The organism is Citreicella sp. C3M06 (assembly GCF_018860705.1).
In the GTDB taxonomy this organism is placed as follows: Bacteria; Pseudomonadota; Alphaproteobacteria; order Rhodobacterales; family Rhodobacteraceae; genus Salipiger.
Genome location: NZ_JAHKQA010000098.1, coordinates 1 through 14,136, shown reverse-complemented (window position 1 = coordinate 14,136; position 14,136 = coordinate 1). Strand labels below are relative to the sequence as shown.

The 14,136-nt window shown below is 64.4% G+C and carries 16 protein-coding genes; 9 read left to right on the top strand and 7 right to left on the bottom strand.

The features are described from left to right. Nucleotides 1-1,034: AMP-binding protein (locus KO516_RS22365; RefSeq protein ID WP_216006005.1), on the bottom strand; the 1,034-nt coding region annotated here is incomplete at its 3' end. A gap of 440 nt (nucleotides 1,035-1,474) precedes the next feature. Between KO516_RS22365 and KO516_RS22360 the strand changes: the two genes are divergently transcribed. The 5 genes from KO516_RS22360 to KO516_RS22340 all read left to right on the top strand — a co-directional run bounded on the left by KO516_RS22360 (nucleotide 1,475) and on the right by KO516_RS22340 (nucleotide 7,494). After that, entirely contained in the window at nucleotides 1,475-2,779 is a 1,305-nt protein-coding gene (locus KO516_RS22360; RefSeq protein WP_216006004.1) for a helix-turn-helix transcriptional regulator, read from the top strand. 113 nt (nucleotides 2,780-2,892) lie between these two features. Then, nucleotides 2,893-3,267 carry a response regulator transcription factor gene (locus KO516_RS22355; protein WP_216006003.1) on the top strand — a complete coding sequence of 125 codons (375 nt, stop codon included), beginning with the start codon at nucleotides 2,893-2,895 and terminating at the stop codon, nucleotides 3,265-3,267. Nucleotide 3,268: 1 nt separating this feature from the next. Continuing rightward, nucleotides 3,269-3,568, top strand: a complete 300-nt coding sequence (locus tag KO516_RS22350) for a hypothetical protein (protein WP_216006002.1) — start codon at nucleotides 3,269-3,271, stop codon at nucleotides 3,566-3,568. 3 nt (nucleotides 3,569-3,571) lie between these two features. Continuing rightward, on the top strand, nucleotides 3,572-6,247 hold the full coding sequence (locus tag KO516_RS22345; protein ID WP_216006001.1) for an ATP-binding protein: 2,676 nt from the start codon (nucleotides 3,572-3,574) through the stop codon (nucleotides 6,245-6,247). 125 nt (nucleotides 6,248-6,372) lie between these two features. After that, nucleotides 6,373-7,494, top strand: a complete 1,122-nt coding sequence (locus KO516_RS22340) for a FliM/FliN family flagellar motor switch protein (RefSeq protein WP_371742133.1) — start codon at nucleotides 6,373-6,375, stop codon at nucleotides 7,492-7,494. A 6-nt stretch (nucleotides 7,495-7,500) separates the two neighbouring features. Here KO516_RS22340 and KO516_RS22335 read toward each other — a convergent pair whose 3' ends face one another. The 4 genes from KO516_RS22335 to KO516_RS22320 all read right to left on the bottom strand — a co-directional run bounded on the left by KO516_RS22335 (nucleotide 7,501) and on the right by KO516_RS22320 (nucleotide 9,757). After that, nucleotides 7,501-7,932, bottom strand: coding sequence for a TIGR01244 family sulfur transferase (locus tag KO516_RS22335; protein ID WP_216005999.1), 432 nt, complete (start codon nucleotides 7,930-7,932; stop codon nucleotides 7,501-7,503). Nucleotides 7,933-7,942: 10 nt separating this feature from the next. Continuing rightward, a complete protein-coding gene (locus KO516_RS22330; RefSeq protein WP_216005998.1) occupies nucleotides 7,943-8,380 on the bottom strand; it encodes a DUF6691 family protein in 438 nt (145 codons plus the stop codon). Nucleotide 8,381: 1 nt separating this feature from the next. Then, entirely contained in the window at nucleotides 8,382-8,807 is a 426-nt protein-coding gene (locus tag KO516_RS22325; RefSeq protein ID WP_216006007.1) for a YeeE/YedE family protein, read from the bottom strand. An 86-nt stretch (nucleotides 8,808-8,893) separates the two neighbouring features. Then, complete coding sequence (locus KO516_RS22320; RefSeq protein WP_216006006.1) at nucleotides 8,894-9,757, bottom strand: MBL fold metallo-hydrolase; 864 nt, start codon at nucleotides 9,755-9,757, stop codon at nucleotides 8,894-8,896. 136 nt (nucleotides 9,758-9,893) lie between these two features. Here KO516_RS22320 and KO516_RS22315 point away from each other — a divergent pair, with 136 nt between their 5' ends. Then, the gene (locus tag KO516_RS22315; protein WP_216005997.1) at nucleotides 9,894-10,220 is read left to right on the top strand and encodes a TraR/DksA C4-type zinc finger protein; all 327 of its coding nucleotides are present in this window, start codon (nucleotides 9,894-9,896) and stop codon (nucleotides 10,218-10,220) included. Nucleotides 10,221-10,258: 38 nt separating this feature from the next. Beyond that, nucleotides 10,259-10,483 (top strand): hypothetical protein, encoded by a 225-nt coding sequence (locus KO516_RS22310; protein WP_216005996.1) that lies wholly within the window; start codon nucleotides 10,259-10,261, stop codon nucleotides 10,481-10,483. A gap of 290 nt (nucleotides 10,484-10,773) precedes the next feature. Here the strand turns inward: KO516_RS22310 and KO516_RS22305 are convergent, their stop codons facing one another. Beyond that, nucleotides 10,774-10,989 (bottom strand): hypothetical protein, encoded by a 216-nt coding sequence (locus tag KO516_RS22305; protein ID WP_216005995.1) that lies wholly within the window; start codon nucleotides 10,987-10,989, stop codon nucleotides 10,774-10,776. 144 nt (nucleotides 10,990-11,133) lie between these two features. Here KO516_RS22305 and KO516_RS22300 point away from each other — a divergent pair, with 144 nt between their 5' ends. Continuing rightward, on the top strand, nucleotides 11,134-11,394 hold the full coding sequence (locus tag KO516_RS22300) for a DUF2312 domain-containing protein (protein ID WP_216005994.1): 261 nt from the start codon (nucleotides 11,134-11,136) through the stop codon (nucleotides 11,392-11,394). A gap of 4 nt (nucleotides 11,395-11,398) precedes the next feature. Here KO516_RS22300 and KO516_RS22295 read toward each other — a convergent pair whose 3' ends face one another. Beyond that, the gene (locus KO516_RS22295) at nucleotides 11,399-13,057 is read right to left on the bottom strand and encodes an iron ABC transporter permease (RefSeq protein WP_216005993.1); all 1,659 of its coding nucleotides are present in this window, start codon (nucleotides 13,055-13,057) and stop codon (nucleotides 11,399-11,401) included. 98 nt (nucleotides 13,058-13,155) lie between these two features. Between KO516_RS22295 and KO516_RS22290 the strand changes: the two genes are divergently transcribed. Next, nucleotides 13,156-14,028 (top strand): hypothetical protein, encoded by an 873-nt coding sequence (locus KO516_RS22290; protein ID WP_216005992.1) that lies wholly within the window; start codon nucleotides 13,156-13,158, stop codon nucleotides 14,026-14,028. Nucleotides 14,029-14,136 lie beyond the last annotated feature (108 nt).

The window sequence follows — 14,136 nt, the reverse complement described above, 5'->3', positions numbered from 1 at the left end:
TGCTTTTCACAAACCTGCCAGAACCGCGAGGCATCGGGCCAGGTCGGCACGCCTTCGAACATCAGCGTGGTGGCGCCGTTGGCCAGCGGGCCATAGACGATATAGCTGTGCCCGGTGACCCAGCCGACATCGGCGGTACACCAGTAGATGTCGCCCTCATGGTAGTCGAACACCATCTCTTGCGTCATCGCGGCGTAAAGCAGGTAGCCAGCAGAGCTGTGCACCACGCCCTTGGGCTTGCCGGTCGAGCCCGAGGTATAAAGAATGAACAGCGGATCCTCGGCGTTCATCGGGCGCGGCGGGCAATCGGGGGCGGCGTGCTCCATCAGGTAGTTGAGATCGACATCGCGGCCCTGAATCCAGCTGGTCTGATCGCCGGTGTGCTTGACCACGAGGCAGCGCACCTTGTCGCTGCAGTGCAGCAGGGCGGCATCGGTGTTGGATTTCAGCGCCGTCTTGCGCCCGCCGCGGGGGGCGGTGTCGGCGGTGATGACGATCTTGGCGCCGCAATCATTGATGCGGTTGGCCAGCGCGTCGGGGGAAAAGCCCGCAAAGACAATGGAATGGATGGCGCCGATCCGGGCGCAGGCGAGCATGGCATAGGCCGCCTCGGGGATCATCGGCAGGTAGATGACAACGCGATCACCGCGCATGACGCCCTGGCTCAGCAGGACGTTGGCCATGCGGTTCACCTTGTCGTAAAGCTGGGCATAGGTGATGTGCTGGGCCGGGTCTTCGGGATTGTCGGGCTCGAAGATGATGGCGGTCTGGTTGGCGCGGGCCGGCAGGTGGCGGTCGACGCAGTTATAGGCGACGTTGAGCACGCCATCCTCGAACCACTTGATGCTGACCTTGCCGAAATCAAAGCAGGTGTCCTTGATCCGGGTCGGGCGCGCCATCCAGTCGAGCCGCTGCGCCTGCTCGCCCCAGAACCCATCCGGATCGCTGAGCGAACGCGCATACATCTCATCATACTGCGCCGCGCCGACATGCGCCTTGGCCGCAAACTCGGGCGTCGGGGCGTAGGTGGTCATGGGGGTTCCTCCTCCAAGAGAAATTTGCCGGTATTGGAAAGCTGCGCGTTACATAAGGCAATAGGCGATTGGTGCAATGTTTCCGCAGCGCCGCTGAAACTTTGCACAAGTTGCGTGGCGGTGCGGTGCCTCGCCGGCAAGGTCATGCTGTTTTGCGCGCGCCGCTGACCACGCCCCGGGATCAGCAGCTCAAAGCCGCTTATGGCTCTGTGTCGAAGCGACCGTTCCTTGATGGTCAGGGGGATGCAGCGTTGCCCTATTCGCCGCGTGACATGCGCTGCGCAGTGCAAATCCCGCACCGGCGGTGGCGGGTAAACAGATCGGCAACTGATTTTTCTGTAAAGATTTTTTTGTCAATTTGCGGCCAATCGGCGATGGTGTATCGTAAAGAAACTCAGGTCGCGCCGCAAAACGGCGTTGCTAGACGGGAGGGTGAAGGCATGGCCCGCGATACGCTGACGGGCTCGCGCATTCGCGAGCGGCGGATCATCCTTGAGATGAAACAGACCGAGCTTGCTCAAGAGGCGGGCATCTCGGCCTCGTATCTCAACCTTATCGAACACAACCGGCGCAGAATCGGCGGAAAGCTGCTGCTAGATCTGGCTGACATCCTTGGGGTCGAACCGTCGGTTCTGACCGAAGGTGCCGAGGCCGCGCTGATCGCCAGCCTGCGCGTTGCGGCCTTGCACGCAAGGGAAAGCGGCGCAGAGGTCGACCGGCTGGACGAATTCGCCGGGCGCTTTCCCGGCTGGGCGCGGCTGCTGGCGGACGGGCAGGCGCGCATCGAGACGCTGGAACGTTCGGTCGAGGCGTTGTCGGACCGGCTGGCGCATGACCCGCATCTGGCCGACGCATTGCACGAGATGCTCTCGACGGTGACGTCGATCCGCTCGACCGCGTCGATCCTTGCCGAGCCGGGCGAGCTTGATCCGGAATGGCGCCGCCGCTTTCATCGCAATATCCATGAGGACAGCGCCCGCCTTGCGGAGACCTCGCGCGCGATTGCCTCCTATCTCGAAGCCGAGGACAAGGCCGCCTCGGAAAGCGGCACGCCGCAGGAAGAGGTCGACAAGCTGCTCGAGGCGGCGGATTACCACATCGCCGCGCTTGATGCGGGCGAGGGGCCGGAGGCGGTGGCAGCGCAGCTTGGCGCGCAGCTGTCGGCGGCGGCGCGGGGTCTGCTGGTGCGCAGCTTTACCCGCTATGCGCGGGATGCGGCGGCGATGCCGTTGGGCAAGGTGCTCGACGCGGTGGTGGGGACAGGCACCGACCCGCTGGCGCTGGCGCAGCGCTTTGGCACCGATCCGGCGCAGGCGATGCGCAGGCTTGCGACCTTGCCGCCCAACGCGCCCTGCGGGCAGGTCGGGCTGGCGATCTGCGACGCGTCGGGCGTGTTCACCTATCGCAAGCCGCTGCCCGACTTTCCGATCCCGCGCTTTGGCGCGGATTGTCCGCTCTGGCCGCTGTTCGCGGCGCTGTCGCGCCCGATGTCGGTGCTGAGCCGGGCTTTGCAATCCGCCGGTCGGCAGGGCGGGGCGGTCACCGCGATTGCCTTTGCCCAGCCGTCGGGCCCGCCGCAGATCAACCGCGAGCCGGTGTTCGAGGCGCATATGATGATTGCGCCCGGTATGAGCCGGGCTGGCGAGAGCGCCGAAGAGGTCGGCGTGACCTGCCGCATCTGTCCGCGCCGCGAGTGTCCGGCCCGCCGCGAGCCGTCGCTTCTGGGGGATCCGATCGCGGGGTGAGACCGCGCGATGATTTTTTGACTCCGGCGCGCACTTGTCCGATAACTTGTTGACAGGGGAGAGGCATCTGCCGGCCAGCCGCCACGCGCGGGGGCCAGCGGGAAAGGAGAGGCATGGCCAAGCGAGTGATGCTGATCGAGGACGAGCCAAACATCATCGAGGCGATCAGTTTCATCTTGTCGCGCGAAGGGCTTGACGTCGAAACGCATGCCGACGGCACAACCGCCAACGACAGATTGCGCGCGAGGGTGCCGGATCTGGTGATCCTTGACGTGATGCTGCCGGGCAAAAGCGGCTATGACATCCTGCGCGAGCTGCGCGAGGATACGGCGACCGCTGGCGTGCCGGTCCTGATGCTGACCGCGCGCGGGCAGTCGCGCGACCGCGAGATGGCGGAACGTTCGGGCGTGTCGGCATATATGACCAAGCCGTTTTCCAACGCCGAAATGCTGGGGCAGGTGCGCGATCTGCTCGCTTCGGCGGTCTGACATGGCGCAGGAGGCAGAGCCGCCGAGGGGCAAGCCGCTGGTGTTCCTTGAACGGCAATCCTATCGCCGCCGCCGGGTGATCGACGCGGCGCGCGTGCTGCCCTTCGTCGGGTTGCTGCTCTGGCTGGTGCCGCTGCTCTGGCGCGACGAGGGCACGGCGGCGGTGCGCAGTTCCAGCGCCATCATCTTCCTGTTCGGCACATGGTTCGTGCTGGTGCTCGCGGCGGCGGTCCTGTCGTGGAAACTGGCAGCGCAGGCGCGCGAGCCGGGGGGCGCCGGGCCGGGCGGGCTTGGGGATTAGGCCGTGCTGAACACCCTTGTCGCGGTCTGCTCGCTATACGTGCTGTTCCTGTTTGCCATCGCCTTTGCCGCCGAACGCGCGGCGATGCGGGGGCAGGCGCGCTGGCTGCGCTCGCCGCTGGTCTACACGCTGTCGCTGTCGATCTACTGCACCGCATGGACCTTTTACGGCGCGGTTGGCAGCGCGGTGCGCTCGGGGTTCGAATATCTTGCGATCTATCTTGGCCCGTCGCTGGCGCTGATGGGCTGGTGGTGGATCCTGCGCAAGCTGGTGCGGATCGGGCGCACGCAGCGGCTGACCTCGGTGGCGGACCTGATTTCGGCGCGCTATGGCAAGAGCAACCTGCTGGCGGTGGGGGTCACCATTCTCGCGGTGGTCGGCACGACGCCCTATATCGCGCTGCAACTGCAATCGGTAACGGTCAGCTTCGAGGTGTTCGGGGTGGGCGATCTGTTTTCGGGGCAGGAGACCGGATATACCGCGCTGTGGGTCGCGGCGGGGCTGGCGCTGTTCACGGTGATCTTTGGCACCCGCAACCTTGACGCCAACGAGCGCCACAACGGGGTGGTCATGGCCATCGCGGTCGAGGCGGTGGTGAAGCTTTGCGCGCTGCTGGCGGTTGGCATCTTTGTGGTCTGGGGGCTGTCGGGCGGCATTTCGGGAACGCTGGCGCGGATTGATGCCTCGCCGCTGGGTGAATGGCGCATCGACGGCGGGCGCTGGACCGGGATGATCGTGCTGTCGGGGGCGGCCTTTCTGTGCCTGCCGCGGATCTTTCAGGTGCTGGTGGTCGAGAATGACAACGAGACCCACCTGCGCACCGCGTCCTGGGCGTTTCCGCTGTACCTTGGGCTGATGAGCCTGTTTGTCGTTCCCATCGCGGTCACCGGGCTGGAATTACTGCCCGCCGGGTCGAACCCGGATCTGTTCGTGCTGACGGTGCCGATGAGTCAGGGCCGGGACGGGCTGGCGGTTCTGTCGTTCCTCGGCGGGTTCAGTTCTGCGACATCGATGGTGATCGTCGCGGCGATTGCCCTGTCGACCATGGTGTCGAACCACGTGGTGATGCCGCTGTTCCTGCGCTACGCCCAAAGCGGCGCCACCGTGTCGGGCGATGTGCGCCACGTGGTGCTGCTGGCCCGGCGCCTGTCGATCATCGGCGTGGTGATGCTGGGCTATCTGTATTACCGCCTGTCGGGGGGCGGCGCGGCGCTGGCGTCGATCGGCGAGGTCAGCTTTGCCGGGGTGGCGCAGGTGCTGCCCGCGATGCTGGGCGGGATCTTCTGGCGGGGCGGCAGCCGCATCGGCGCGCTGACCGGACTGACGCTGGGCTTTGGCTGCTGGGGCTACACGCTGTTCCTGCCAAGCTTTGGCGCGGGGGTTCTGTTGCCGGAGGCATGGCTTCTGGATGGCCCGTTCGGCATCGGCTGGTTGCGCCCGCAAGCGCTGTTCGGCATCGCGGGGATCGATCCGTTGCTGCACACGGTGTTCTGGTCGCTGACGCTCAACACCGGGGGCTTTGTGCTTGCCTCGCTCGCCAGCTTTCCGGGTCCGCTCGAACGGCTTCAGGGGGCGCAGTTCGTCAATGTCTTCGAGCATTCCACCGGGCCCCGGCGCTGGTCCGGCAAGGTTGCGCAGGCCGAAGACCTGATGATCATGGCGCAGCGAATCATGGGCGCACGCGACGCACAGGCGCTGTTCGAACGGGAAGCGCAGCGGCAAGGCCTTGGCGGAACGCTGCCGGCGCCAACGCCGGATTTCCTGGAAACGCTGGAACGCGAACTGGCGGGATCGGTCGGGGCGGCGACGGCGCATGCGATGGTGGGGCAGATCGTCGGCGGCATGTCGGTGTCGGTCGAAGAGCTGATGGCCGTCGCCGACGAGACCGCGCAGCTGATGGAATATTCCGCCCGGCTCGAGGCCCAGTCGCAGGAACTGGCGCGCACCGCTGCCCAGCTGCGCGAGGCCAACGCCAAGCTGACGCGGCTGTCGGTGCAAAAGGATGCGTTTCTCAGCCAGATCAGCCACGAGCTGCGCACCCCGATGACCTCGATTCGCGCCTTTTCCGAGATTTTGCGCGATACCGAAGGGCTGGAGCCCGAGGCGCAGAACAAATACGCCTCGATCATCCATGACGAGGCGGTGCGCCTGACGCGGCTGCTCGACGACCTGCTCGATCTGTCGGTGCTGGAAAACGGTCAGGTGAACCTCAACCTGCGCAAGGGGATTCTGGCCGATGTGCTTGACCGGGCCGTCGCGGCGGCGGCGGCGGATGAGCATGGCGCACGGGTGAAGATCTGGTGTGATCCGGTGGCGGGCGAGGTCTGGCTTGATACTGATCTCGATCGGCTGAGTCAGGTGTTCATCAATCTTGTCGCCAATACGCGGAAATATTGCGATGCCGCGCAGCCGCAGTTGCAGATACGCGTGCGCCCCGGCGCGCGAGTCGTGATCGATTTCATCGACAATGGCTCGGGACTGTCCCCGGAGGCGCAGGATGTGATTTTCGAGAAATTCAGCCGGGTGAGCGATCAGAAGGCTGGCGGGGCAGGGCTTGGCCTTGCGATTTGTCGGCAGATCATGACGCGGCTGGGGGGCGAGATTTCCTATCTTCCCGGTCAGGGGGGCGCGGCGTTCCGCGTTATTCTGCCCGCAACTTATGCAGCTGCGGCGCCGTAATCCCGAAGCCAAGGAAAACTGGCAATCTAAATTGCTTGGTAACCAAATGCCGCCATACCGAATGGGTGAAAACAGGCATAGAACGGGCCAGGCAGGTGATGGGAGATCCCGCAAGACAAGATGATGTGTTGGGCCAGAAGGCCAGCGCCGCGCGTCGTGCCCATGAGGCACGGGCGATGTCGCCGACCAAGGCCCTGCGCCGTGCGCTTTCCCGCACGGCTGATGTCCTGTGGGACCTCGCGCTTGTCACCCATGGCGTGTCGCAGGATATCCTCGATCAGGATGGGGTGGTCGATTCGCTGCCTGCGAACAATCTGCTGCTGCTTCTGGACGGACCTGATGGCGCGGTTGGCCTCGCCATGGTCGATCGGCAGGTGATGACCGGCCTTCTCGAAGTGCAGACCATCCTTCAGGTCACGCAGATCCCGGCCGAGGATCGACCGCTGACCCAGACCGATGCGGCTATGATGGCCCCGCTGCTGAACGGCACGCTGGAACGGCTTGCGCGTTATCTCGACGGGCATCCGGATCGGCCACAGTTCGAAGGGTTCGCTTTCGGGGCGATGGTCGAAGATGCGCGCACCGCCGGTCTGCTGCTTGAGGCACCGAGCTATCGCGCGTTCCGGGTGTCCATCGACCTTGCCCTCGGGCGCCGCAAGGGGGAGATCCTCTTCGTGCTGCCAGAGCGGCCGAATGCCGCCCATGTCGAGTGCGCCAAGAGCCATGACGATATGCCCGGCCCTCACGAGGGCAAGATGAAGATGCTGCCGGTGCTGATGGATGCCGTGCTGTGCAGCGTGAAATTGTCGATCGGTGCCGCGCAGAAGCTCAAGGCCGGGGATCTGATTCCCCTGCCGCTTGAATCGGTCGATGGCGTGGAACTTTTGGCCGGGGCAGGAACGGCCGTGGCGGGCGGACGGCTGGGGCAGATGAACGGAATGCGGGCCGTGCGGCTGGCATGGCCGGAAGGTGCCGCGCCGTCAGATCTGACCGCTGCAGCCCTTGCCGACATGCCGATGGAGATACACGATCCCGGGCCGGCGCTACCCGAGCCGGTGCTCGCCGCGCCAGCACCGGTGGGAGACGTCACGCCAGACGTCTCCCCGGCGGATTTCGCCGAAGATCTTCCCGATCTGCCGCCAATGGAATTCGACACCGGCGATTTCGATTTCGACACTGAGCCGGCCGAGGGCGAATCGGGCGACTCTGAATTCGCCGCGTCCACGATGGATCTCGACGGCGGGTGAGCGTGCTCAGCGGTGCTGCGCAGCCAAGGCTTCGATGGTGGGGCGCATCCCGCCAAGATCGTATCCGGCCTCATTGGCCTGAGCGATGATCTCGTTGGTGTCCCTGCGCCCCGCTTCGGCCAGAGCCCAGAGTGTGGTGCTGCGTGTGCCAGAGCGGCAATAGGCCAGCACCGGTCCATGAGGGGCGCCGAGCAGCTGAGAAAGCTCGGTCACGGTCTCCATCGTCGCGCCTTGTGGCGTGACGGGCAGGTAGGCAAAGCTCATGCCTTCGGCGATCGCCGCTTCGCGGATCGCCTCGGCCTGGTGCGACGGCGGAACCTCGGCGTCGGGACGGTTGCATATGACGAGGGTGATACCCGCCGCCTTGAGCGCGGGAATATCCTCGACAGAGATTTGCGGCGACACGTTGAAGTCGCCCGAAACATTGATCATGGTCATGTGCGCCAGATCACTCCGCTGGCACAGGTTTGTCCAGACGTGTTCTCACGAAAGGTGCAACGATCATGCCGGCGAGCATTGCTGCGACAAAGATATAGCCCCCGGTTCCGCCATAGCTGAGCGAGGCGATCGCTGGCCCCGGGCACAGCCCCGCCAGCCCCCAGCCAGCGCCGAACAACAGCGAGCCAAGCACCAGCTTGCGGTCGATCCGGGTCGATGGCTTTGGCGGCAAGGCAGTGCCCAGCAGTGCCGAACGTCGCCGCGCGGCAATCAGCCAAGCCAGCGCCATCGGCAGCATGGCGCCGCCCATCACGAAGGCCAGAGTTGGGTCCCATGCGCCGAACACATCCAGCCAGCCCTGCACCTTGGTGGTGTCGGTCATGCCCGAAATGAACAGCCCGGCACCGAATAAGCCCCCGGCAATGAAAGCAAATACAAGGCGTTGCATCTTAGATCACTCCCAAAAGGTGGCGGAAGAACACAACGCTGACGCCCCCGGCAAGGAGGTAGCACAGCGTCGCGGCGAAACCGCGCAGCGACAGCCGCGACATGCCGCACACCCCGTGACCGGACGTGCAGCCATTGGCCAGCCGCGTGCCGACACCGACCAGCAGCCCGGCGGCGATCAGAACCAAAACGTTCTGCGTCACGTGTGTATCGACTTCGCGATAGACCGGCTGCAGAATGATCGGCAACAGCACGACCCCGGCGAGGAAGGCAAGCCGTTCCCATTTCGAGTCACCCGCCGAGCCATCGACCAGCCCGCCGATGATGCCCGAGGCGCCCATGATGCGCCCGTTTACCAGCAGGTACACAGCCCCGCCTGTCCCGATCAGCAATCCGCCGATCAGGCCCCAGATCCAGTCCATTGGCATCTTGCGCGTTTCCCGCTTGTTGAACATTCCAAGGCGTCCCGTTTGCGGCAGGGGTACGCCGAAATTGCCGACCCTCGGGGCGGCACTCAGAGCTTGTTGATCGGCACCTTGAGAAAGACATCGCCCTTCTCGTCGGGCTCCGGCATCTGCCCGGCGCGCATGTTGATCTGCAACGACGGGATGATCAGTCTGGGCATTGCCAGCGTCGCATCGCGGCTGTCGCGCATCGAGACGAAGGCGTCCTTCGATGTTCCGGCGCCAACATGGATGTTCGCGGCCTTTTGTGCGCCGACCGTGGTCTCCCACGCGTAATCGTCGCGGCCCGGTGCCTTGTAGTCATGGCCCACGAAGATGCGGGTCTCGTCCGGCAGTGACAGGATTTTCTGGATCGAATTGTAAAGCGTTTCGGACGAGCCGCCGGGGAAGTCGCAGCGCGCAGTGCCGAAATCGGGCATGAACAGCGTGTCGCCGACAAAGGCCGCATCGCCGATCACATAGGTCAGGCAGGCCGGCGTGTGGCCGGGCGTGTGCATCACATCGCCGCGCATCTGGCCGATATGCAGGCTGTCGCCATCGACGAACAGCCGGTCGAACTGCGATCCGTCACGCTGGAATTCGGTGCCTTCGTTGAACACCTTGCCAAAGGTATCCTGCACGACGCGGATGTTGTCACCGATGCCGATCTTGCCGCCGACGGCGTCCTGAATGTAGGGCGCGGCCGACAGGTGGTCGGCGTGGACATGACTTTCCAGCAGCCATTCGACCTTGAGATCATGTTGCCGGATGAAGGCAATGATCGCATCTGCGGACCGGGTGTCGGTGCGGCCCGATGCGTAGTCGAAATCGAGCACGGAATCGATCACGGCGCAGGACACTCCGGCAGGATCCTTGACGACGTAGGAGATGGTGTTGGTTGCTTCGTCGAAAAACGCAAAGACTTCGGGTGACATTGTTGCGGTATCCTTCATTTCGCCTCATCATATACGCAAAGGTGAATATGTTATCAAGAGGCCAGTGAGTTTGATATGAATCATTGATCGAACCGGCTGTCAGACCCATTCTTGTGCCATGGAGGTGGAGGCAAGGATGTCTTGGGATCGGCAGAAGGCGATTCTCGAACGGCGCCTTCGCGAACTCGACGCGCGGCTGGGCGAGATCGAAACCAGTCTCGATGCACCAAGGCCGCAGGACTGGGCTGACAGTGCAACCGAGCGGGAAGGCGATGAGGTGCTCGAAGAGCTCGGCGCGCAAGGATTGCGCGAGATTGGGCAGATTCGGGCCGCACTGGGCCGGATCGCGAGCGGAGACTACGGCGATTGTGCCCGCTGCGGCGCGCCCATCGCTCAAGGACGGTTGGAACTTGTGCCGGAAGCGCCGCTTTGTGCGGATTGTGCGGGACGGAAGGCCACATAGCAGGGGCTGGGGAGCCCTGCCACGAGGAGGAAAACGTTATGCTGATTGCGCTGAAAACCCGGATCTCGGAAATCGAAAATGAGATCAGACGGGCATCGAGCCTTGCCGATTCTTCGGCACGCGGCGAGTTGCTTGAGGATCTCGAGCGGCACGTCGAGGAGCTTGAAGCGCGTGGCGGCATGGTTCCGCGCAGCGCGCTTGTTCTGCTGCGTCCGGGTGATGACGATGCGGCCGAAGACCTGTTCGACAATATGCCGGTCTGAACACGCGCGGGGCTGACCTGTGCGATGACTGCGAGGCGCCCTGAAGAAGGGGCGTCTTGTAGCATGGGCAGGGAAGGGCGTTTCCGGCGGGGGTGATCTCGAGGTCGGGATCGTCGCTTTTGCTATGTGCAACCCGCCTGCCGCTGCCCTGTCAGGCTGCCGCTGCCCTGTCAGGGCAACTTCGCGCTGCGTGTGCGCGGTAGTGCCGCGGGAAGCGGATATGGGGCGCGTGTCTTTCGTGATGCGCCCACTGGTGTGGTGCTTTGCGCGGCGATGAGGCCTTGATGCCCTCAGCTGAGGGAAATCCCGAGGATCACGACCATCAGCCCGAGCACCGAGCCAAGCAGCGCTGCCATGTTGATCGGCACCATCTTGCGCACGACCGCGCGCAGCGCGTCGTCGTCCAGACCGGCGCGGCGCGCCTTCCAGACCCGCAGGATGCTCCAGAGCAGGCCGCAAAGCCCCAGCGCCGAAATCAGGACCCCGACATAGACAAGTGCTTCCATGGTGGCGCTCTCCCTTTTGCGCGGGGCTGTCCGCGTGGCCGGAATGGCGCGTACCCCATGGCGCGCTCTGCGGCAAGCCCTGCCTCTTGCCTGCCCTTGCGCGCTTGGGCTACCTAGGCGCCGAACCGGCAGGAGACACGAGCAATGCAAGACGACACTTCGGGCGACAAGTACGGCATCGCGGCAGGCGAACTGCGCAGCTTCATCGAACGCATCGAGCGTCTCGAGGAAGAAAAGAAAGAAGTCGCCGAACAGCAAAAAGAGGTGATGGCCGAAGCCAAGGGCCGTGGCTACGACGTAAAGGTGATTCGCAAGATCATCGCCCTGCGCAAGCGCGACAAGGATGATATCGCCGAGGAAGAGGCCGTGATGGAGATGTACATGGCCGCGCTCGGCATGAGCTGAGCGCCTAGCGGTTGGCCCGCGCCAGCAGGGCCACCGCGGCAAGCCCGGTCAGGATCACCAGCACCGCCGCCGGTGCTGCCTGACCGAGGTTCTCCAGCGACGCCTGGTCATGCACCCGCGTCGCCAGCGTTTCATAGTTGAACGGGCGCAGCAGCAAGGTTGCCGGCAGTTCCTTGACGCAATCCACGAACACCAGCAGCAGGGATGAGGCGATCGAGGCGCGGATCAGCGGGTAATACACCTGCCGCAGCGTCTGCCCTTGCGTGCGCCCCAGCGAGCGCGCCGCAGCGGCAAGATTGGGCGACACCCGTCCCATCGCCGCATCCGCCGCGCCCTGACTGATGGCGAAGAACCGCACGAAATAGGCCAGAACCAGCGCAAAGGCCGACCCCGTCAGCACCAGCCCGATGTCGATGCCGGTCACCGCCTCGACGGTGTCGGCGAGCACATGATCGAACCCCGCAAGCGGGATCAGAATGCCAACCCCCAGCACCGCCCCCGGCGCGGCATAGCCGATGGTTGTCACCGGCATCAGCAGTCGCGGCAGCGGCGCGCGCGAAATCCGCACGCCATAGACCAGAAAGATCCCGCCAAGTACGGTCAGCACCGCCGCGATGCCGCCCACCGTCAGCGTGTGCAGACCCGCCTTCCAAAGCGCGGGCACTGCCCAGTTGTCGGCATTGTCCAGCGCGTGGTTCAGGATCACCCCGCCCGGCAGGACGAACCCCATGACAAAAGGTACAAGGCAGGCCGTCAGGGCGAAAGCCGCAGCAACGCCCGACAAGGGCCGACGCTCGATCGGGCGGTGCCGGGTCGAGAGGTTGAAAAAGCGCATCCGCCGCCGCGAGCTTTTCTCGAGCAGCACCAGCAGGATCACCAGCGCCAGAACGGTCGAGGCGATCTGCGCCGCCCCGCCGGCATTGTTGCTTTGTAGCCAGACCGAAAAGATCCCGGTGGTCAGCGTCTGCACGGCGAAATAATCGACGGTGCCGAAATCGTTGACCGCCTCCATCATGACGATGGCCATGCCCGCGGCGATGGCAGGGCGCGCCAGCGGCAAGCCGACGCGCCAGAACCGCCCCAGTGCGCCGACGCCCAGCGATTGCGCCACCTCGTCGGACGAGGCGGATTGCTCGCGAAAGGCATTGCGCGCCAGCAGGTAGACATAAGGGTACAGCGCCGCCGCCAGCACGATGATCGCCGCGCCCATCGAGCGGATCTCGGGGAACCAGTAATCGCGGGCGGTCTGCCAACCCATCAACTGGCGCAGTCCGGTCTGCACCGGCCCGGCATATTCAAGGAAATCGACCAGCGCATAGGCCCCGACATAGGCCGGGATCGCCAATGGCAGCAGCAGCAGGTATTCCAGCCAGCGCCGCCCCGGAAAATCATAGCGCGAGATCAGCCAGGCCGCGCCCGACCCGGACGCCCCGGCCAGCAGCCCGACCCCGAACATCAGGATCAGCGTGTTGGAAAGATAGCGGGGCAGGGTGGTCGACACGAGATGCGGCCAGATGTTCTGCGACGGAAAGGCCGCGATCCAGAACACCGCAAGGATCGGCCCCAACACCAGCGCGGCAATCAGCGCCGCCCCGACAGACCATGTCGACGGCAGGCGCAGGCGGCGGCGTGCTTGGGTGTGGCTGTGCTGTGCCAGGCTCATGTCGAAGTCCTCGTTCCGCCACTGTTCCAGCGGCAAGTACTGTCATTGTTAAGATGAATGTTCTTATAGTGCCGATCAAACATCGGAAAGAGCAGGCCATGCAGATCATCCTTCACCTTGGCGCGCATTGCACGGACGAGGATCGACTGCTGCGGGGTTTGCTGCGCAACGTCGGCGAGTTCCGTAAGGAAGGCGTGGCGATTCCGGGGCCGGGCCGCTATCGCCGCCTGCTGTCTGAGGCGGTTCACGAACTTGGCGCGCGTGATCCCGGCGCGGATGCGCGCGAGGTGCTGCTTGATACCATGCTCGACGACGATCCCGATACGGTGCGCCGTCTGGTGCTGAGCCACGAGAACCTGCTGTCGGTTCCCAAGCTGATCCTGTCCGGCGGGACGCTGTATCGCAAGCTCGAAGACCGGCTGGACGCGATGCACCGCCTGTTTCCCGGGGATGAGATCGAGGTGTTCGTGGGAATGCGGGATTTCGCCAGCTTCCTGCCCGCGGCCTGGCGGGCCTCGCCGCAAGACAGTTTCGAGGTCTTTCTCCATGAACTCGATCCGATGCAGCTGCGCTGGTCCGATTTCATCGCACGGATTGCCGCCAAGGGCCCGGTGACCTGTTGGTGCAACGAGGATACGCCGCTGATCTGGGGCTCGATCATGCGCGAGATGGCCGGGGTCGCGCCCGACCGCAAGATCACCGGCTCGTTCGACATGCTGTCCGAAATCATCAATCCCGAGGGGATGCGCCGCTTTCGCGCGTTCCTCAAAGAGAACCCGTCGGTGAACGAGGCGCAGAAGCGCCGGGTGATGGCGGCGTTCTTCGATAAATATGCGCTGGAGGAGGCCGTAGAAGAAGAGCTCGATCTTCCGGGCTGGGATGCCGCCTACGTCGACATGCTGACAGAGCTGTACGATGATGATGTGCGTCAGATTGCAGGCATGGCGGGGGTGACGCTGCTCGTCCCGTAGAAACTGCCCGTCTGAGCAGCAATTTTCGACCCGTCGTCGGGGAATGTGAAGTTTTTTGAAAAAAGTGCTTGCGGGTTTGGATCACTCGCCGTAAAAGCCCCTTCACCG